The sequence below is a fragment of the Bradyrhizobium japonicum USDA 6 genome (assembly GCF_000284375.1).
In the GTDB taxonomy this organism is placed as follows: Bacteria; Pseudomonadota; Alphaproteobacteria; order Rhizobiales; family Xanthobacteraceae; genus Bradyrhizobium; species Bradyrhizobium japonicum.
The window spans coordinates 7,774,764-7,792,913 of record NC_017249.1; the positions used below are offsets into that span (position 1 = coordinate 7,774,764).

At 65.5% G+C, this 18,150-nt stretch carries 15 protein-coding genes and 2 tRNA genes; 8 read left to right on the plus strand and 9 right to left on the minus strand.

The window, feature by feature from the left end:
* Positions 1–12: 12 nt before the first annotated feature.
* The 4 genes from BJ6T_RS36265 to mobB all read right to left on the minus strand — a co-directional run bounded on the left by BJ6T_RS36265 (position 13) and on the right by mobB (position 4,093).
* A complete protein-coding gene (locus tag BJ6T_RS36265; protein ID WP_014497568.1) occupies positions 13–1,668 on the minus strand; it encodes an OFA family MFS transporter in 1,656 nt (551 codons plus the stop codon).
* A 323-nt stretch (positions 1,669–1,991) separates the two neighbouring features.
* Positions 1,992–2,255 carry a sulfurtransferase TusA family protein gene (locus BJ6T_RS36270; protein ID WP_014497569.1) on the minus strand — a complete coding sequence of 88 codons (264 nt, stop codon included), beginning with the start codon at positions 2,253–2,255 and terminating at the stop codon, positions 1,992–1,994.
* A gap of 44 nt (positions 2,256–2,299) precedes the next feature.
* Positions 2,300–3,556, minus strand: a complete 1,257-nt coding sequence (locus BJ6T_RS36275) for a molybdopterin molybdotransferase MoeA (protein ID WP_014497570.1) — start codon at positions 3,554–3,556, stop codon at positions 2,300–2,302.
* A gap of 9 nt (positions 3,557–3,565) precedes the next feature.
* On the minus strand, positions 3,566–4,093 hold the full coding sequence (gene mobB / locus BJ6T_RS36280; protein ID WP_014497571.1) for a molybdopterin-guanine dinucleotide biosynthesis protein B: 528 nt from the start codon (positions 4,091–4,093) through the stop codon (positions 3,566–3,568).
* Between the two features lie 208 nt (positions 4,094–4,301).
* Here mobB and fdhD point away from each other — a divergent pair, with 208 nt between their 5' ends.
* Both fdhD and mobA read left to right on the plus strand, forming a co-directional pair.
* On the plus strand, positions 4,302–5,192 hold the full coding sequence (fdhD, locus tag BJ6T_RS36285) for a formate dehydrogenase accessory sulfurtransferase FdhD (RefSeq protein WP_014497572.1): 891 nt from the start codon (positions 4,302–4,304) through the stop codon (positions 5,190–5,192).
* The gene (gene mobA, locus BJ6T_RS36290) at positions 5,173–5,814 is read left to right on the plus strand and encodes a molybdenum cofactor guanylyltransferase MobA (RefSeq protein ID WP_028170062.1); all 642 of its coding nucleotides are present in this window, start codon (positions 5,173–5,175) and stop codon (positions 5,812–5,814) included. Before fdhD ends, mobA begins: the two co-directional genes overlap by 20 nt.
* Before the next feature lie 33 nt (positions 5,815–5,847).
* Here the strand turns inward: mobA and BJ6T_RS36295 are convergent, their stop codons facing one another.
* From BJ6T_RS36295 to BJ6T_RS36310, 4 genes are read right to left on the minus strand one after another with little or no spacing between them, the layout of a single operon-like run.
* On the minus strand, positions 5,848–6,978 hold the full coding sequence (locus tag BJ6T_RS36295; RefSeq protein WP_014497574.1) for an FAD-dependent monooxygenase: 1,131 nt from the start codon (positions 6,976–6,978) through the stop codon (positions 5,848–5,850).
* Between the two features lie 42 nt (positions 6,979–7,020).
* On the minus strand, positions 7,021–8,970 hold the full coding sequence (locus BJ6T_RS36300; protein WP_014497575.1) for a molybdopterin biosynthesis protein: 1,950 nt from the start codon (positions 8,968–8,970) through the stop codon (positions 7,021–7,023).
* Positions 8,971–8,982: 12 nt separating this feature from the next.
* Entirely contained in the window at positions 8,983–10,089 is a 1,107-nt protein-coding gene (locus BJ6T_RS36305) for a molybdopterin-binding protein (RefSeq protein ID WP_014497576.1), read from the minus strand.
* A 54-nt stretch (positions 10,090–10,143) separates the two neighbouring features.
* Positions 10,144–10,977 carry an ABC transporter substrate-binding protein gene (locus BJ6T_RS36310; RefSeq protein ID WP_014497577.1) on the minus strand — a complete coding sequence of 278 codons (834 nt, stop codon included), beginning with the start codon at positions 10,975–10,977 and terminating at the stop codon, positions 10,144–10,146.
* A 326-nt stretch (positions 10,978–11,303) separates the two neighbouring features.
* Between BJ6T_RS36310 and BJ6T_RS36315 the strand changes: the two genes are divergently transcribed.
* Together BJ6T_RS36315 and BJ6T_RS36320 are read left to right on the plus strand one after the other, a co-directional pair.
* Complete coding sequence (locus BJ6T_RS36315; RefSeq protein WP_014497578.1) at positions 11,304–12,197, plus strand: substrate-binding domain-containing protein; 894 nt, start codon at positions 11,304–11,306, stop codon at positions 12,195–12,197.
* A 98-nt stretch (positions 12,198–12,295) separates the two neighbouring features.
* Positions 12,296–13,525 (plus strand): ABC transporter substrate-binding protein, encoded by a 1,230-nt coding sequence (locus BJ6T_RS36320; RefSeq protein WP_014497579.1) that lies wholly within the window; start codon positions 12,296–12,298, stop codon positions 13,523–13,525.
* A 70-nt stretch (positions 13,526–13,595) separates the two neighbouring features.
* Here BJ6T_RS36320 and BJ6T_RS36325 read toward each other — a convergent pair whose 3' ends face one another.
* Positions 13,596–14,573, minus strand: a complete 978-nt coding sequence (locus tag BJ6T_RS36325) for a TAXI family TRAP transporter solute-binding subunit (RefSeq protein WP_014497580.1) — start codon at positions 14,571–14,573, stop codon at positions 13,596–13,598.
* 107 nt (positions 14,574–14,680) lie between these two features.
* Here BJ6T_RS36325 and BJ6T_RS36330 point away from each other — a divergent pair, with 107 nt between their 5' ends.
* The 4 genes from BJ6T_RS36330 to BJ6T_RS36345 all read left to right on the plus strand — a co-directional run bounded on the left by BJ6T_RS36330 (position 14,681) and on the right by BJ6T_RS36345 (position 18,148).
* Positions 14,681–15,658: a Bug family tripartite tricarboxylate transporter substrate binding protein gene (locus BJ6T_RS36330; protein WP_014497581.1), complete on the plus strand. Its 978-nt coding sequence runs from the start codon at positions 14,681–14,683 to the stop codon at positions 15,656–15,658.
* A 346-nt stretch (positions 15,659–16,004) separates the two neighbouring features.
* Positions 16,005–16,080: transfer RNA gene (locus BJ6T_RS36335), tRNA-Ile, on the plus strand.
* 172 nt (positions 16,081–16,252) lie between these two features.
* On the plus strand, positions 16,253–18,007 hold the full coding sequence (locus BJ6T_RS36340) for an amidohydrolase (protein ID WP_014497582.1): 1,755 nt from the start codon (positions 16,253–16,255) through the stop codon (positions 18,005–18,007).
* 68 nt (positions 18,008–18,075) lie between these two features.
* Positions 18,076–18,148 (plus strand) — tRNA-Ile (locus BJ6T_RS36345).
* Positions 18,149–18,150: the final 2 nt, after the last annotated feature.

Here is an 18,150-nt window from a genome sequence, read left to right on the forward strand (position 1 = left end):
TCTCGACGGCGATCAGAAGATCTTGACCGCGCTCTCCAGCGTCTTCCAGACACCCCAAAGCAGGGGAACGCCGACGAAGGCCCAGAACAGCGCCGCCTTGACGTCAAGCCCGCCAAACCCGATGCCGTAGGAGCCATGCGGCCCCGCGGCAGCGGCGCTGGCGCTCGCCGCCTGCAGCTTGGCGACGTCGGCGTCCTTCATGTGCCACTTCGAATCGACCGGCTTGATCAGGTAGTTGCAGATCAGGCCCGCGATCAGCATCGCGCACAGGATGTACATGGTCGTGTTGTAGAGCTGATCGCGCGGCACGCCCGCCGCGAGCTGGAACTCGCGGATGTAGTTCACCACGACGGGACCGATGATGCCCGCGGTGGACCACGCCGTCAGCAGCCGGCCGTGGATGGCGCCGACGAACTGGGTCCCGAACATGTCGGCAAGGTAGGCCGGCACGGTGGCGAACCCGCCGCCATACATCGACAGGATGATGCCGAAGCCGAGTACGAACAGGAGCTTCGAGCCCATCGCCGCAAACGTCGGCGCCAGCGCGTAGAGCACGATGCCGAGGATGAAGAACGTGTAATAGGTGTTCTTGCGTCCGATCTTGTCCGACAGCGATGCCCAGAAGAAGCGGCCGCCGATGTTGAACAGCGACAGCAATCCGGCGAAGCCCGCGGCGATCGCGGCGATCTGCGCCTTCTGCCCGGCATCGAGCGCGTTGAAGCCCACGTCCGGCAGACCGATCAGCTTGCCGGCGAAGATCTCCTGGAGCATCGGCGAGGCCATGCCGATCACGCCGATGCCGGCCGACACGTTCAAGCACAGCACCCACCAGATCAGCCAGAACTGCGGCGTCTTGTGCGCGTCGTTGAGGTGCACGTTGTTCTTCGAGATCATCGCGTTGGCCTTGACCGGCGGAGTCCAGCCCTCGGGCTGCCAGCCGGGCGGCGGCAGGCGATAGCGGAACGCGCCGATCATCATGAACACGAAGTAGATGACGCCCATCGCGACGAAGGTCTCCCAGACGCCGACCGAGGTCGGGGTCTTGAAGTAGTTCATCAACAGGTTTGCCAGCGGCGCGCCGATCATGGCGCCGCCGCCGAAGCCCATGATGGCCATGCCGGTCGCCATGCCGCGGCGGTCCGGGAACCACTTCACCAGCGTCGACACCGGCGAGATATAGCCAAGGCCGAGACCGACGCCGCCGATCACGCCCGAGCCCAGCCACAACAGCCAGAGCTGATGGGTGTAGACTCCGATCGCACCGAGGAAGAGACCGCCGCACCAGCATAGGGCCGAGACGAACCCGGCCTTGCGCGGACCGACGCGCTCCAGCCAGCCGCCCCAAACCGCGGCCGCGATACCGAGCAGCACAAAAAAGAGCGTGTACATCCACCCCATGCTGGCGACCTTCCAGTCGCAGCTGGTCGTGAACAGCTCCTGAAACAGCGACATGTCTGCGCACGCCTTCGGCGCGGTCACCCCGATCGCGCGCGACAGCGGCAGCCAGAACACCGAGAAGCCGTAGGCCATGCCGATGCAGAGATGGATGCACAGCGCAGCCGGCGGCACCAGCCAGCGATTGAAGCCGGCGGTCGCGATGGTTCGCTCGCGATCCAGAAAACCTGCGCCGGCACCCGAAAGTGTTCCAGCGCTCTCGATTGTTGCCATGTACTCCTCCCCTGCAGTTGCCCTTCTGAGCAAGCCTGCCGCTGCAATCCTGGTCCTCAGCCCGTTGCGGCGCAGCCAACGGTCCCTGCTGCTCCGCAACAATCATTTGACGCGCGCCAGGATCGTCACGCGCATCCGAGTCGTTAACCCCTTGAGCGGGGCTCTATGCCGATACACCGCGCAGGCTTCGTGAGTTTGCCCCGTTCATCCGCGCATCGCAGACAAGACTCAACCTCCGCGCCTGCACAGAGGTTGTCAATTGGGGCAGAAGCAACGATTGATGTCGATAGACAAAAGGTAGGTATCAGCAGAGTGACCGCGCACTACGAACGCAGCGCACCATTGGTTTTCTCTATCGAACCATTGATCTTTTCTATCAAGAACACGATGCGCGCCTCGTTGCGCTCGGTGATCTCCACCGTGTCGCCCGTCTCGCGGATCAGGTTCGGAATGTCAATCACCGACAAGGGATCGGTGCAGTGCACTTCGAGCTGATCGCCCGGCTGTAACGGCTTGAGCGCCTTGCGCGTCTTCAGGGCAGGCAGCGGGCATTTCAGCCCGGTGAGATCGAGCGTGGTTCTGGTCATGGGCGCAACATGGCGGGGTGAGGCGATGGCGTCAACGCGAGGCCTCAGAGCAAATCCGCATAGGACAAGAAACCTACGCTCTGTCCCGGCTCGACACGCGTGATGTCGTCGCCGAGTTCGATGAGGCCGTCGGTCTCGACCAGCGACGACAACAGGCCTGCGCCTTCGCGCGGAAACTTGACCGCTTCCAACGCGCCGTCCTCTCCGCGCCGCAACGAGCTGCGAACATATTCGCGGCGGCCGATCTTCTTCTTGTAGGTGAACGCAGCGCGCACCGGGATCGGCAACAACGGCTCCGGCAGACTGCCCGCAAGCGCCAGCACCGTCGGCCGCACCACGTGGACGAAGGTGACGAAACTGGCGACGGGATTGCCGGGCAAGCCGATCAGCGGCGTGCCGCCGATGATGCCCATCGCCACGGGACGGCCGGGCTTGATCGCCATCCGCCACAGCACCAGCGAGCCGATGCTCTCGACTGCAGCCTTGACGTGGTCCTCCTCGCCGGTCGAGACGCCGCCGGTGGTGAGGATCAGATCGTGGCTGCCTGCAACCTGCTTCAATCCATCCGCGAGCGCATTGCGCTCGTCGCGCAAGATGCCGAGGTCGGAGACCTCGCAGCCGAGCCGGCGCAACATCGCCATCAGCATGAAGCGGTTGGAATCGAACAGCTGTGACGCCGCGCGCGGCTCGCCGGGCGAAGCCAGCTCGTCACCGGTCGAGAACACGGCGACGCGGATGCGCCTGACGACGTCGAGCCTGACAAGGCCGAATGCTGCAGCAAGCGCGACATGCTGCGGCAGCAAGCGCTGGCCGGCCCGCAGCGCGACGTGCCCTTGCGGAATGTCCTCGCCCGCCGGGCGGACATTCGCGCCGGGCTTCAGCCCCGGCGGCAGCACGATTCTGCCGGCCTCATCGAGGCGGACGTCTTCCTGCATGAAGACCGTCTCGGCGTCAGGCGGCATCGGCGCGCCCGTGAAGATGCGCGCAGTGTGGCCGGCCTTGATCGGCGCCTGTGCAAGGCCGCCTGCCTGGATGCGGCCGTCGAGCGGGAATGCCCGTTCCGCGCTTTCCGGAAGGTCGGCATTGCGCACGGCGTAGCCGTCGACGGCGGAGTTCGTGAAGGGCGGCAGCGGCAGGGGCGCCGCGATATCGCGCGCGAGCACGCGCCCGTCGGCGTCAATGACTGCCACGGTCTCGATATCGGCGATCGCATTGACGCGCGTGGTGATCAGACCAACGGCCTCGTCGACCGACATCATCGGTCCGCCGAAGGCAAAGCAATCGTCCGACAGTTGCGCCATGGTGCCTCGTCAGCGTATCGCGGCGCTTTTTGCCACCGCTTCCTCGACCGGCATCGCCGCACGCAGCAGCAATGCCGCGGCAGCCTCGATATCATCGAGATGGACGGTCGGCAGGCGGGTTTCAATGGCGATGTCGGTCGCAATCCCGACAATCCCGGGATCATCGGGAAACAGCAACGGCTTGTCGTTGGCGGCGCGATGCACCTCGATCTTGCGGTGCGGCTCGCGCTTGAAGCCCTCGACCACGACGAGATCGACGGCTGACAGCTTGCTCAGAAGCTCCGGCAGCCGTGGTTCCTCGGCGCCTCGCAACTCATGCATCAGGGCCCAGCGGTTCGACGACGCAACCAGCACCTCGGCCGCGCCGGCCTCGCGGTGGCGCCAGGAATCCTTGCCGGGCACGTCGACGTCGAACTGGTGATGGGCATGCTTGATGACGGAGACGCGCAGGCCTTGCGCGTTGAAATGCGGGATCAGCCGCGTCAACAGCGTGGTCTTGCCCGCACCACTCCAGCCCGCAAGGCCGATGACTTTCATAACCGTTCGATCTCCGCCAACGGCTCGTCAGCCGATGGAACCCCTGGCCTCCCCCATCATTGCGAGCGCAGCGAAGCAATCCAGACTGCCACCGTGGATATAGTTCTGGATTGCTTCGCTTCGCTCGCAATGACGAACGGAGGCATTTCGTTGTCTCCACGGCATGCTTATATCGGCTTGAGCCGAATGTCATGCTAACGTCGCGGCCATGATGAAGATCGACAAAGCCCCGGTGCCCCTGATCGTTCCGAACCCCGACGACCCGCGCCTGACGGAGCGCGTGACCGGCACCGACCAGACCGGCGCCAAGGTCGAGATCAAGGTGCCGATGGAACGGCCGCTGACGCTCTACCTGAATTCGCAGGAGATCGTCACCATGATGACGATCGGCGACTACCCGGAATATCTGGCGCTGGGCTATCTGCTCAACCAGAACATGCTGAAATATAATGACGAGGTCACCGAGGTCGAATACGACGACGACCTCCAGGTGGTGGTGGTGCGCACCACACATCACACCAATTTCGAAGCCAAGCTGAAGAAGCGCACCCAGACCTCGGGCTGCGCGCAGGGCACCGCGTTCGGCGACCTGTTAGAGGCGGTCGAGAGCGTCGCGCTGCCGAAGGCGGAGCTGCGCACCTCCTGGCTCTACCAGATGACCCAGACCATCAACACCATGCCCTCTCTCTATCTGGAGGCCGGCGCGATCCATGGCTGCGTGCTGTGCCAGGAGGGCGAGCCGCTCTGCTACACCGAGGACGTCGGCCGTCACAACGCCGTCGACAAGATCGCGGGCTGGATGTACCGCCACGGCGTCGATGCCTCCGACAAGATCCTCTACACCACCGGACGGCTGACCTCGGAAATGGTGATCAAGACCGTGCGCATGGGCATTCCGATCCTGGTGTCGCGCTCCGGCTTCACCGCCTGGGGCGTCGATCTCGCCCGCCAGGTCGGACTGACGCTGGTCGGCCGCACGCGCGGAAAGCGCTTCATCGCGCTCGCGGGTGAAGAGCGGATCGTCTACGACCAGAACCTTGCTTACGTCGAGGAGGAATCGGCGAAGCACAAACGCAAGGGTGAAGGTGGTGACGACTGACTTTCCGGCAACGCAGGGCGTGCTGCTCGCAGGCGGCCTCGCGCGGCGCATGGGCGGCGGCGACAAGCCGATGCGGACCATCGGCGGCCGCACCATCCTTGAGCGCGTGATCGCGCGATTGACGCCGCAATGCAGCGGACTGATCCTCAATGCGAACGGCGACCCCGCACGTTTCGCGGCGTTCGGCCTGCCCGTTGTCGCCGATGACGTACCCGGCTTCCCCGGCCCCCTCGCCGGCATTCTCGCCGCGCTCGACTGGACGGCGACGAACCGGCCTGACATCGCATGGGTGCTGAGCGCCGCAGGCGACTGCCCGTTCTTGCCGCGCGATCTCGTCGCGCGCCTGCACGAGGCGCGGGAACGCGAGAACGCACAGCTCGCGGTCGCCGCATCAGGCGATCAGTCGCATCCGGTGATCGGTTTGTGGCGCGTCGCCTTGCGCGACGAGCTGCGTCATGCGCTGGTCGTCGAAGACCTCCGCAAGATCGACCGCTGGACCGCGCGCTATCCGCTCGCAACGGTGACATGGCCGGCCGAGCCGCTCGATCCGTTCTTCAACGCCAACACGGTCGAGGACATCGCCGAAGCCGAACGGCTGGCCGCGCTGGATGCGGCCTCCTGACAAGAAGCGTCGGCGCAAGCGCGAGCCTGCCGCTCAAGCCGCCAGCGGCACCGACCAGGCGTCGTAACCGTAGACCCAGCTCGTATCGGCGCGCTCCTTCAGCCAGATGTTGGCGCGCGAGGTCTCCTGCACCCGCGTCGTGCGCACCTTGCGGGTCGCCTCGAAGCGGCGAAACGCATTCGCGACGCCGTCGCTGCCGACACCGTCGAGGCAGCGCGACAGCACGGCGGCGTCCTCGATTGCCATGGCCGCGCCCTGCGCCATGTAGGGCGTCATCGGATGGCAGGCATCGCCGAGCAGCGTCACTTTGCCGTCGGCCCAGCGTTCCAGCGCGTCGCGGTCCATGATCGCCCATCTGTGCACGTCGGGACAGGCGGCGAGCACCCGAGTGACTTGCGGATGAAAGCCTTCGAATGATGCGCGCAGATCGCGCACGTCGCCCTTCGCCGACCAGGACTCGATGCGAAAGCCCGGCTCGGGCTGGCTGGTGACGAGATAGACCTCGCTGCGATCAGGCTTGACGTAATAGATCACGATGTGGCGGTCCTCGCCCCACCATTTGGTGCAGTCGTCGATGCCTGCGCCGCCGAGCAGCGCGGCGGGATAGGTGGTGCGATAGGCGATCCGGCCGGTGAATTTGGCCGGCGCGGCGTCGAACAGGAGATCGCGGACCGTCGAATGGACGCCGTCCGCGCCGACCACGGCATCGGCGATGGCACGCGTGCCATCGGCAAAGCTTAGCCGGACACCATCGCCGGTCTCGTCGAGGCCGACGAGCTTGTGATTGAGCCGCACAAATTCGTTCGGCACCACGCTCGCCAGCGCCGCATGGAGATCGCCGCGATGGGCGAGCAGATAGGGCGCGCCGAACTTCTCTTCCGCGCTCTCGCCAAAAATCATGTCGAACTTGATGTCGCCGCTCTCCCAGTCGCGGTTGTTCCAGGAGCGTGGATAGAACGAGTGCTCGCGCATCCGCGCCTCCAGCCCCAGCGCACGCAACACCTTCATTGCGTTGCAGCCGATCTGGATGCCGGCGCCGATGCGGGCGAATCGGGAGGCCTGCTCGTAGACCATCACATCGATACCGACGCGCCGAAGCGCCGCGGCGGTCGCAAGCCCGCCCATGCCGGCGCCGACGATCGCAACCGAAAGCGGCCTCGCCATCGCGTCCCCCCTGCGGCGCGGCTTGAACGCCGCGTCGTTGATCTAAGCGGGCCGGAATCCCGCTCGCTCCAGCGCGGTGCGCGCCTCGTCCGAGCCGAGTGCGTCGAGAAAGGCCTGCATGGCCGGCCGCTGCTTGCGCGCCGTCACCAGCGCGAAATCATAATGCTCTTCCGCGAGCGGAATGAAACCGAGGCCGACAGCATGGGCGACCGGCGCAATGGTCATGCCCCAGTCGGCGCGGTGCTGTGCGACAGCCGCAGCCACGGCATTGTGCGAGCGCGGCTGGTTCCAGTAGCCTTCCGGGCGCGCGCCGCCGAGCAGCCGGTCGATCAGGATGCGCGTGCCGGCGCCCTGGTTGCGGTTGGCCATGATGCAGGCGGGGTCCGCGAGCGCGGCGGCGACGGCTTCCTTCGCACCGAGCCCCTCAAAACGCTTGTCGCCGTTCCGGAACACGATGCCCTGCATCCGCCGCCAGCCCGGCACGAGCTCGAGCCCCTCAACGAGGTAAGGCCTGTTGTAGGTCTCGCTCTTGTCGTCGAACAGATGGATCGGCGCGAGATCGCATTCGCCGCGCTTCGCCGCCGCAAGTCCGCCGAGGCTGCCGACCGCGATCGAACGCACGGTCAGCCCCGCATGCGCGAGCTGTGCGGTGACGAGATCGAGGCCGGTGCAATGGCTTCCGACGATGACGAGATCGGGCACCCGCACATGCGGCGTGAACAGCGTCACCTCGGCGTCGGTCCCTGCCGGCATCTGGTCGGCAAGCGCGTCGATGCGCAGAAAACCGTCGGCCTGCGCGAACGACGTGATCGCACCAGACCCCTTGCCGGAGGGATAGGCGATCAGGCCGTCCTTGCCGCCGACCAGCGAGACCATGACGAACTCGGTGCGGCCGAGCTCGGAGGCGATGCGCACCGGCACGGTTGCATTCACCTTGGCGTCGGAGCGCGCCGGCAGCCCGGCCATTTTGCGCAGCACCGGCACGATCATGTCGTGGAAGGTGAACATCGCCGAGGTCGGAAAGCCCGGCAGGATCACCACCGGCTTGCCGTCGCACACCGCAAGGCACAGCGGCTTGCCGGGTTTGAGTGCAACGCCATGCGCGATGATGCCGGGCTGGCCGAGCCGGCCGATGATGCGATGGGACACGTCGCCTGCGCCCTTCGAGGTGCCGCCCGACAGCACCAGCATGTCGGCGTCCGCCAGCGCGCGGCGCATGGCGGCTTCGAGTTTTGCCTCATCGTCGGGAATGGCGCCGAGGAACACCGCCTCGCCGCCATTCTCGTCGATCGCGGCGGCGACGATGGCGCCGTTGGTGTCGTAGATCGCGGCCGGCGCGAGCGCCTCGCCGGGCTGAACCAATTCGTCGCCGGTGGAGATCACGGCAACACGCGGCTTGCGCGCGACGGTCACCTCGGCGATGCCGCAGGCCGCCAGCATGCCGATCTCGCGCGAGCCGATGATCGTGCCGGCGCGCAGGAGCGCCTCGCCGCGCGCGATGTCGGAGCCTGCGTAGGACACGAACTGTCCCGGCGAAACGGCTCGCCGGACGTCGATCGCATCGGACCCGGCGGGCTGGGTATGCTCGACCATGACGACGGCGTCGGCGCCGCGTGGTAACGGCCCGCCGGTTGCGATCGGCGTTGCGGTTGCTGTCGCCACCTGCAGCTTCGGCGCGGTGCCGCAGTGAATGGTCTCGCCGTTCAGCGCAAGGCGAACGGGCGCGCCTTCGCCGGCCGCGGCGAGATCGGCCGAGCGCACGGCAAAGCCGTCAACATTGGAACGGTCGAACGGCGGAACATCGATCGGCGCCGTGATGTCTTCGGCGAGCGCCGCGCCGAGCGCATCGGCAAGCTTGCGCGCCTCGCTCGGGACCGCGCGCGGAAACAACGCAACGTCAAAGCGCGCCAGCGCGTCCTCACGAGAGAGGATCTTGAGGAACTGCTCCTGTTCGAGCGCGCTGCGGTCTTGCGATTGCGGGATCATCGTCATGCCAAACCCATATCATTCCCGTATCAGATAGGCATCGACCGGCGTTCCTGCCGCAAATCCCTCGTGGTTGGCGGGAACGAGCAGCCATGCATCGGCCCGGCCAATGGCTTGGAGCGGCCAATCCCCCACCGCAAGCGGGAGCCACGCATGATGTTCCTCGGCCAGCAGGGCAATTTCGGCGATGCCGACACTGGATGCGATTTTTCGCGCAAGCGGCAAGGTGATGCGTCGGCGTAACCGCCGCGCCGACAGCCGATCGACGAGCGGCAGCACGAGCGCGAGCCAGGCGGCAAGCGCATGATCGGGCGAGCCGGGCAAGGCGACGATTGGAACCGGTCCGAGCCGCCCGACCGCTGCGGTGCGTCCGGGCTGGAGCGCGAGGCCATGGGCGAGCACGTCGCCATGCCGGGCCAGCGCGCTGACCGCGGCATCTCGGCGGCCGGCGCCGCTGCCGCCGATCGTCACGACGAGATCGCAGGTGAGATCGCCGAGCGCTTCCGCGATCGATGCAGCATCTCGCGCGGCAGCTTCGCGCGTTTGCACCTGCAGCCCTGCTGCGCGCGCGATCTCGGCAATCATGTGTGCCGTCACGGCTGCACCCGGCACGTTGACGATGCACAGCCGCGGCCGCCGTACGCTCAGCTTTTCAACACCGGCGGCGCGCGCGAGCAGCAAGGCGGCAGGATGGATCAAATGCCCTTCCGCCACGGCAGGCGCCCGCCCGGCGATGTCGCTTCCGGCGCGCCTGACGCCCTGTCCGGGCGCGCCCTCCGCCAGCACCTGGGCGAGTGGACCCGACACCTCGACTGCGTCGGCATCGAGCACACAATCACATCCCGGCGGCATCGCGTCGCCGGCATCGACCCAAACGGGCGCCGTCGTCAGAGGCAGCGGCGAATAGGCGGACGCGCCGACAATATCGTTGGCGCAGAGCGCCCAGCCGTCCGCAGCGGCGATGTCGCGCGGCGGAGACGCCGCAAGCAGCGGCGTCCCTGCCGCGATGCAGCCGGCGGCCTCCGCCAGGGGCAACTCGATCGTCGCGATCGGATCAACGCCTCGCAGCAACGCGGCGAGCGCAGTGTCGAGCGGCGTCAGCGATGGCGGCAGGCGCTGGGTCATGCGCCATGATGGACCATGCATCGCCCGGTTTGGCAACCGCTGGCGATGCGAAGGTCAGCCGCCGGACTTGGCCGCATTGGGGAAGAACAGCTGCTGTCCGTCGACCTTGTAGCCGGCGATCGCCGCCTGCCCCTCCGGCGAGATCAGCCAGTCGATGAAGGTCTGCCCCAGCTCCTTCTTCACGTTCGGAAACTTTTCCGGGTTCACCAGCATCGCGCCGTACTGATTGAGCAGCCGCTTGTCGCCTTCGACGACGATGTCGAGATCGCCGCGATCCTTGAAGGCGATCCAGCTGCCGCGGTCGGACAGCACATAGGCGTTCGCCGTGCGCGCCGCGTCGAGGGCCGCGTCCATCCCTTGCCTGACTTCGCGATACCATGCGCCCTTGGCAGCGGCGATATCGATGCCGGCGACGATCCAGAGCGCGAGCTCCGCGGCATGGGTGCCCGACCGGTCGCCGCGCGTCACGAACGGCGCGCCCTTGGCCTCGATCGCCTTCAGCGCGGTGGCGATGTCCTTGCCCTTCACGGCGGCAGGATCGCTCTTCGGTCCGATCAGCACATAGTCGTTGTACATCACGTCAAAACGCTTCACGCCAAAACCGTCGGCGACGAACTTCTCCTCCTGCGGCCGTGCGTGCATCAGCACGACGTCGACTTCGCCCCTGCGCGCGCCGTCGAGCACTTCATCGGCGCGCCGCGCGATCACCGTCACCTCGATGCCGGTCTTCTCGCGGAAGATCGGCAGCAGATGATCGAGCAGGCCGGACTCCTGTGTCGCCGTGGTCGAGGCCAGCACGATCGCCCGGTCCTCCGCAAATGACGCCGCCACGCCCGCGGCGAGGCCGCAGAGAAGCGCGAGTGCAACGGACAGGCGGCGGACGACCATGATCGGGTTCCCATTGGCTATGACGCGATCATGATGATGATCGATTGCGCCACACTCGTGACGCGTTTGCTCGTTGCGCCCCCAACTCGGGACATTTCGGCAATGCGGTCCGCGCGGTGCGTCGATTGCAATTGCGAGCGCGACGGCCGCAAGGCCCGCGCCACGCGGGCGCTTCAGGATCGTTCACCAAAGCAGAAATCGCGCGTGAGGATGTGTTGCAAAGCAGCGAGATGATCGGGCATGGTCCTGCCGGACGTAAATTGAAATGCAGAATTCCACCTGCGTCGAACGCCAAAAAGAAGCAAGAATTTGCATAGGAATGCAGGATGGAATTCCTGACGACCAGCGAAGCCGCCGACTACCTTCGGCTCGGCGAACGCAAGCTCTACGAACTCGTCACCACCGGCGCGATTCCCTGCACCAAGGTGACCGGGAAGTGGCTCTTCCCGCGGCACGAGCTCGACCTCTGGGTCCTGTCGGGACTGGCGCGTCCGGCCGGCATGCTGACTGCGGAGCCGCCGCCGGTCGTGGGCGGCAGCCAGGACGAGCTGTTGGACTGGAGCCTGCGTGAATCCGGCTCGGGCCTGGGATCGATGAGCGAGGGCAGCGCGCGCGGGCTCGAGCGCTTGCAGCGCGACGAGGTGATGGCGGCGGCGGTGCACTTCCACAGCGTGGAAGCCGACGGCAATCTTGCCTCCGACGCCAGTGCGACGACGCTGCGTGACGCGCCTGACCTGCATGATGCGGTGCTGGTCGCATTCGTGCGCCGCGAGCAGGGTCTCGTGCTGCCGCCGGGCAATCCGAAGCGGCTGCGCGGCCTCTCCGACGTGCTTGCGCTCGGTGTCAGGATGGCGATGCGACAACAGGGCACAGGCGCGCAGATGCTGCTCGATGTGCTGTTGAGGCGCGCCGACGCCTCGACGCGCGATCTGCGCCGGGTCGAGACGCCGGCCCTCACCGGGCCGGATCTCGCCGAGATCGTCCGCGCGGGACAGGCCGATTGCGGAATCGCGACGCGTGCGGCGGCGCGCTCGGCCGGGCTCGATTTCGTGCCGCTGGTCTGGGAGAATTTTGATCTCGCAATGCGGCAACGCAGCTATTTCCGCCCGCCGATGCAGGCCCTGATCCGGTTCCTCAGTGAAAGACGGCTGCGACAGCGCGCCGAGGAGCTGACCGGCTACGATCCCTCGCCGGCGGGGCAGATCCGCTTCGCGGCCTGACGTTGACGCCCGCCCCCAAATAGTTGCAAAAGAAACCAATTCAGCCGGGCCATACCCGGGCAACACCGGCCAACGAGCCGGATCAGGGGAGGACAAGCGTGAATCCAACGAGATTTGGACTGCCGGTCGCGGCCGGCTTTGCAGCGACGTTCTTGGCGGCTGCGCTGCCGCCGGGTGCGGCGTCGGCGCAGGTTTCCGACAACATCGTCAAGATCGGCGTGCTCACCGACATGAACGGCCCCGCCTCCGCGCCGACCGGCCAGGGTTCGGTGACGGCGGCGCAGATGGCGATCGACGATTTCGGCGGCACCGTACTCGGCAAGCCGATCAGCATCGTGATCGGCGACCACCAGCTTAAGGCCGATATCGGCGGCGCGATCGCGCGGCGCTGGTTCGATGTCGACCAGGTCGACCTGATCGTCGACGTGCCGGTCTCCGCGGTCGGGCTCGCGGTGCAGAACATCGCCAACGAGAAGAAGCGGCTGTTCATCACCCACTCGACCGGCACGGCGGACTTCCACGGCAAGTTCTGCTCGCCCTACGCGATCCAGTGGGTGTTCGACACCCGCGCGCTCGCGGTCGGCACCGCGGATGCGGTGGTCAAGCGCGGCGGCGACAGCTGGTTCTTCATCACCGACGACTACGCCTTCGGCCATTCGCTGGAGCGCGACGCCTCCAGCGTCGTCACCGCCAATGGCGGCAAGGTGCTGGGCTCGGTGCGGCCACCCTTGGCAACGCCCGACCTCTCCTCCTTCGTGCTGCAGGCGCAGGCCTCCAAGGCCAAGATCATCGGCATTGCCGCAGGTCCCCCCAACAACATGAACGAGATCAAGACCGGCTCGGAGTTCGGCGTGTTCAAGGGCGGCCAGCAGATGGCGGCGCTGCTGGCGCTGATCACCGACATCCACGGACTCGGCCTGCAGGCCGCCCAAGGGCTGTTGCTGACGACGTCGTTCTACTGGGACATGGACGACAAGACCCGCGAATGGTCGAAGCGCTATTTCGCCAAGATGAACAAGATGCCGTCGATGTGGCAGGCCGGCGTCTATTCGAGCGTGATGCACTATCTCAACGCCATCAAGGAGACCGGCACCGACGATCCGCTCAAGGTCGCGGCCAAGATGCGGGAAAAGCCGATCGAGGATTTCTTCGCCCGCAACGGCAAACTGCGTGAGGACAATCTGATGGTGCACGACCTCTGGCTGGTGCAGGTGAAGACGCCGGAGGAGAGCAAATATCCGTGGGACTATTACAAGATCCTCGCGACCATCTCGGGCGAGAAGGCGTTCGGGCCGCCGGACCCGGCGTGTCCACTGGTGAAGAAGTGAGATTGGCGAATGGCGAATAGGGAGTGGCGAATGGGGACGCTTCCATTCGCTATTCACCACTCGCCATTCGCTATTTGACGACCCCGATCTCGCGAAAATACTTCATCACGCCCGGATGGATCAGCTCCGGCTTCGGCGCTGCCGCGACCGTGTTCGACGCCGTGGTCTCGCAGGCCTGCGCGAGCTGCTTGCAGAACGTCGCCTCGACGCCGTGCAGCGTCTTCGCGAGGCGATAGGCGACGTCATCGGGCAGGTCCTCGCGCGTGAGGACAAAGCTCCACGAGCCGAGCGAGGCGATCGGCTCGGCCTGCTTCGGATAGGAGCCGGCCGGCACGGTGAGCGGCTTCAGGAACGCATGCTTGGCGCGAATGCGCGTGATCTCTTCAGTGCTGGGCGCAATGAAGCGCGCGCCTGACGCACCCGATGCCACCGCGGCAAAACCGGGCCAGCCGATGCCGGCGCCCCAAAGTGCTGCAACACGTCCGTCCTCGACCATCGCCGGGCCATCGCCGGCGCGGTCGAGATAGATCGCCTTGAAATCCTCGTCCTGCTTGAGGCCGAGGCCATCCAGCACGTAGCGCGCCAGGATCGGCAGGCCCGAGCCCTTGGCACCGAACGCAACGGGCTGGCCAACCAGATCGCGAATGGTCTTGTACGGACTGTCCGCCCGCACCACGAACATGCCGGGGTTGGAATAGATCGCGGTGAGTATCTTCAACCGCACAGGCGCGCGGCCGATGCCGGCAAAGGCCTCGTAGGCCGGCTCGCCCGCGACCAGCGCAAGATCGAGCTCGCCCTTTTCCAGCAGCGGAATGTTCTCGTTGCTGCCCTTGGTGTTGCGGGGCGCGATGGTGATTTGCGGATCGGCCGCGTTCATCACTTCCGCAAAGGCGTTGCCATAGAGCGGAAAGCCGCCGCCGGGCGTCGCGGTGCCCAGGCTGAGTGTCGTGGTCGGAATGGCCTTGCCTCCGGTTTGAGCAGCGGCGGGTCCGGCGAGTGGATTTGCGAGCAGCGCCGCGCCGAGAAGGATTGTGATTACGAATCTCATGATGAGTCCCGGCCGCCCCGCGTCAACATCGACTTGCGGCGATGTAGGCAGCGGGCGGATTTTGTGAAAGCATGCCGCCCAACGACAATAGAACAATGGGAGACGTCATGTTGCGAATTTTGCGTAACACTGTTTTTGGGCTGCTTTTTCTTTCAACTCTCCTCAACGCCTCCCCTCCCGCCTCCGCCGCCGGCTACCCCGACCGCCCCGTGCACTGGATGATCGGCTTCGCCGCCGGCGGCCCGGTCGACATCGTGGCGCGGATCATGGCGCAGGCGCTGTCGGATCGCCTCGGCCAGCAATTCATCGTCGAGAACCGTGCCGGCTCCGGCGGCAACATCGCCGCTGCCGCCGCGATCAATTCGCCGGCCGACGGCTACACGCTGCTGTTCGTCGCCCCCAACAACGCGATCTCGACCTCGCTCTACAAGAAGCTGCCTTACGATTTTCTGCGCGACACCGTGCCGGTGGCCAGCATCATGCAGCTCACCAACATGCTGGTCGTCTCCAACGCGTTCCCGGCGAAGACGGTTCAGGAGTTCATCGACTATTGCAAGGCCAATCCCGGCAAGATCTCCTTTGCCTCGTCCGGCAACGGCACCTCGGTGCACATGTCGGCGGAGCTGTTCAAGGCGATGACCAAGTGCGACATGATCCACGTGCCCTATCGCGGCTCGGCGATCGCCTTCCCCGACATCATCTCGAACAAGGTGCAGCTGATCTTCGACAACCTCCCCTCCGCGCTCGAGCAGTCGCGCGGCGGCAATGTCCGCGCGCTCGGCGTCACCTCGCCGCAGCGCTGGCCGAGCGTGCCTGACGTGCCCGCAATCGCCGAGACGATCCCCGGCTTCGAATCGGTCGGCTTCTACGGCATCTCCGCGCCGAAGGGCACGCCACCCGAAATCGTCGAGACCCTCAACAAGGCCGTCGGCGAGGCGTTGAAGGACCCGAAGGTCATCGCGCGGCTGACCGAGAATGGCGGCATCCCGCGGCCGATGACGCCCGCCGAGTTTGGCAAGCTGGTCACTGATGAGACCGAGAAGTGGAAGAAGGTCGTGGAGTTCGCCGGGGTTTCGGTGGACTAGGGGCGGCCCTTCGCGGCGTGCAGTAGCGCGCCGGTAAGGCATTCGGAGGGACCTGCAGGCCCCTCCGGAATCAAAATGTGGGAAAACAACCCCATGCACAGTAGAAAAGCCGTTTGATCACAGTGGGTTACCGAAACGGAAAAACGGGCCCCTCGCGAGCCGATTTGACTCGTCGGGCAAAACAGGAGCATAAGGGCATCATCGCCATTTTCGGTTATTCGAAAATCATCGGCCATGCTGCGCCAGGGGTTTCCATCCACTGGTGCCAGCATTGCACCCCCGCCTCCATCCCTGTAAACGAACCGCGCACCGTTGCCGGCCGCACATCCGCGGCCGTCTCGCGGCGGGGCCTGTAGCTCAATGGTTAGAGCCGGCCGCTCATAACGGTCTGGTTGCAGGTTCGAGTCCTGCCGGGCCCACCAGCCTTCGCTCGCTTCGCGAGCTTCGGCTAGGCAAGCCGGTGCCACAAATGGCAAGCGAAGCGGGCGAAGGCTGCCGCGCCGAAGCCCAACGGGCGAAGGCGGGCTGCGAAATCAATGATTTGGGCCTTGACCGAATTTTCCGGTGGACCGGTTGATTTTGTTGGAGCCAGACATGATCAAGATCGCGACACTCCCCGTTGCGACACGCGACGCCCGCGAGCGCATCCAGCGGCGGATGTGTGGCGCCGTTCCTGCCTCTCTCATTCCGGGACTGAACATGCGCAAGCTTCTGGCGATTTTGGTGATCTCGTGCTGGGCCACTTCGGCTTACGCACAAAAGGCCGACCTCATTGTCACGAACGCTAAGATCGTGACGCTGGATCCCGCATCGACGATCGCGCAGGCTCTCGCAGTCCGCGACGGCAAGATCGTTGCAGTTGGCGGCAACGATGCCATGGAAGGCCTGATCGGGCCCGCGACACGCCGCGTCGACGCAGGCGGACGCACCATCATTCCGGGATTGATCGATTCCCATATTCACGCCGTGCGCGCCGGCCTCACCTACGCAACCGAGGTCAACTGGATCGGCGCCAAGACCATCGGCGAGGCCATGGAACGCTTGCGCCAGGCGGCCAAAGCGCGTCCGGCGTCCTGGATCATCGTGGCCGGTGGCTGGAGCGAATTGCAATTCGCGGAGAGGCGGCGGCCGACCCTGGCCGAGGTGATGTCGGCTGTTCCCGACAATCCCGCTTACATCCAGCTGTTCTATTCGGCGGTGCTGATGACGCCGAAAGCGCAGCAAGCCCTCGGGATGTCCGCGGATCAGTTGCCGGCCGGCATCACGGCCGAACGCGCCGCGTCGGGCGAAACCACGGGCTGGTTCAACGGCTCCATTGTCAGCATCTCCGCGCTGTTCGATCGCCTGCCGAGACCGAATTTCGAAGAGAATGTCGCCGGAACCCGGCAGTTCTTCACGGAGCTCAATCGTCTCGGAATTACCGGGATCGTGGATCCCGGCGGCTTCAGCATTTATCCCAGCCACTACGCCGCCCTGCAAAAGCTCTGGCGTGAAAAATCACAGTCGGTGCGAGTCGCCTACAGCCTGTTCGCCCAAAATGTCGGCGCGGAATTCGAGGAGTACAAAACTCTCACGCCGTTCCTGCCGATGGGATTCGGCGACGACATGCTGCGATTCAACGGAATCGGCGAGCGGATCACCGGCGCCATGTACAACAACAACGCGCCCGACGCGGCCACCAAGGAAAAGTTCCTCGAGATCATTCGTTGGGCGGCCAAACAAGGGCTGACGGTCACCATCCACTGGCAGGAAGACAAATCCGTCCATCACCTCCTCGACCTGTATGAAGAGGTCAACAAGGAGACGCCGATCGCGCCGCTGCGCTGGTCCATCGCCCATCTCGATAACACCTCATCCGAAACGCTGGCGCGGATGAAGGCTCTCGGCGTCGGCTGGACCATGCAGGACGCCATGTATCTCGGAGGCGACCGTATCGTGGCGCAGGCCGGCGAAGCCGCGCGCAGCATGCCGCCCATCGTTATGGCGTTGCGTACAGGCGTCCATGTCGGGGCCGGCACGGATGCGCATCGGGTCGCATCCTACAATCCGTTCGTGGCACTGCAATGGATGCTCGACGGCAAGACCGTCGGCGGACTATCGACGCGCGGCCCGGACGAAACACCCAGCCGCGAAGATGCCTTGCGGCTCTACACCGTGGGAAGCGCCTGGTTCTGCTTCGACGATACGCGGCGCGGTACGCTCGAAAACGGCAAGCTCGCCGACTTCGCGATTCTCGATCGGGATTTCATGTCCGTCCCCGTCGAGCAAATTGGTGCCACGGCGTCTCTGCTGACGGTGGTGGGCGGCAAGGTCGTCTACGCAGCGGATGTTTTCTCGAACGCGAAATAAGAGCTGGAGCGTTCCAATACCAGGGGATTGCGGTGACAGTGCGCCCAATGACCCCGGCCGTTTTCTCGCGGCCTGTAGCTCAGTTAGAGCCGGCCGCTCATAACGGTCTGGTTGCAGGTTCGAGTCCTGCCGGGCCCACCAGT

What these genes read in the sequence shown, in the direction of transcription:
- BJ6T_RS36275 (WP_014497570.1), bottom strand. Translation starts at nt 3,556, where the DNA reads ATGGCGCAACTGTCGGACGATTGCTTTGCCTTCGGCGGACCGATGATG.
- fdhD (WP_014497572.1), top strand. Translation starts at nt 4,302, where the DNA reads ATGATGAAGATCGACAAAGCCCCGGTGCCCCTGATCGTTCCGAACCCC.
- BJ6T_RS36310 (WP_014497577.1), bottom strand. Translation starts at nt 10,977, where the DNA reads ATGGTCGTCCGCCGCCTGTCCGTTGCACTCGCGCTTCTCTGCGGCCTC.
- BJ6T_RS36325 (WP_014497580.1), bottom strand. Translation starts at nt 14,573, where the DNA reads ATGAGATTCGTAATCACAATCCTTCTCGGCGCGGCGCTGCTCGCAAAT.
- BJ6T_RS36270 (WP_014497569.1), bottom strand. Translation starts at nt 2,255, where the DNA reads ATGACCAGAACCACGCTCGATCTCACCGGGCTGAAATGCCCGCTGCCT.
- BJ6T_RS36300 (WP_014497575.1), bottom strand. Translation starts at nt 8,970, where the DNA reads ATGACGATGATCCCGCAATCGCAAGACCGCAGCGCGCTCGAACAGGAG.
- BJ6T_RS36265 (WP_014497568.1), bottom strand. Translation starts at nt 1,668, where the DNA reads ATGGCAACAATCGAGAGCGCTGGAACACTTTCGGGTGCCGGCGCAGGT.
- BJ6T_RS36340 (WP_014497582.1), top strand. Translation starts at nt 16,253, where the DNA reads ATGATCAAGATCGCGACACTCCCCGTTGCGACACGCGACGCCCGCGAG.
- mobB (WP_014497571.1), bottom strand. Translation starts at nt 4,093, where the DNA reads ATGAAAGTCATCGGCCTTGCGGGCTGGAGTGGTGCGGGCAAGACCACG.
- BJ6T_RS36315 (WP_014497578.1), top strand. Translation starts at nt 11,304, where the DNA reads ATGGAATTCCTGACGACCAGCGAAGCCGCCGACTACCTTCGGCTCGGC.
- BJ6T_RS36330 (WP_014497581.1), top strand. Translation starts at nt 14,681, where the DNA reads ATGTTGCGAATTTTGCGTAACACTGTTTTTGGGCTGCTTTTTCTTTCA.
- BJ6T_RS36305 (WP_014497576.1), bottom strand. Translation starts at nt 10,089, where the DNA reads ATGACCCAGCGCCTGCCGCCATCGCTGACGCCGCTCGACACTGCGCTC.
- BJ6T_RS36295 (WP_014497574.1), bottom strand. Translation starts at nt 6,978, where the DNA reads ATGGCGAGGCCGCTTTCGGTTGCGATCGTCGGCGCCGGCATGGGCGGG.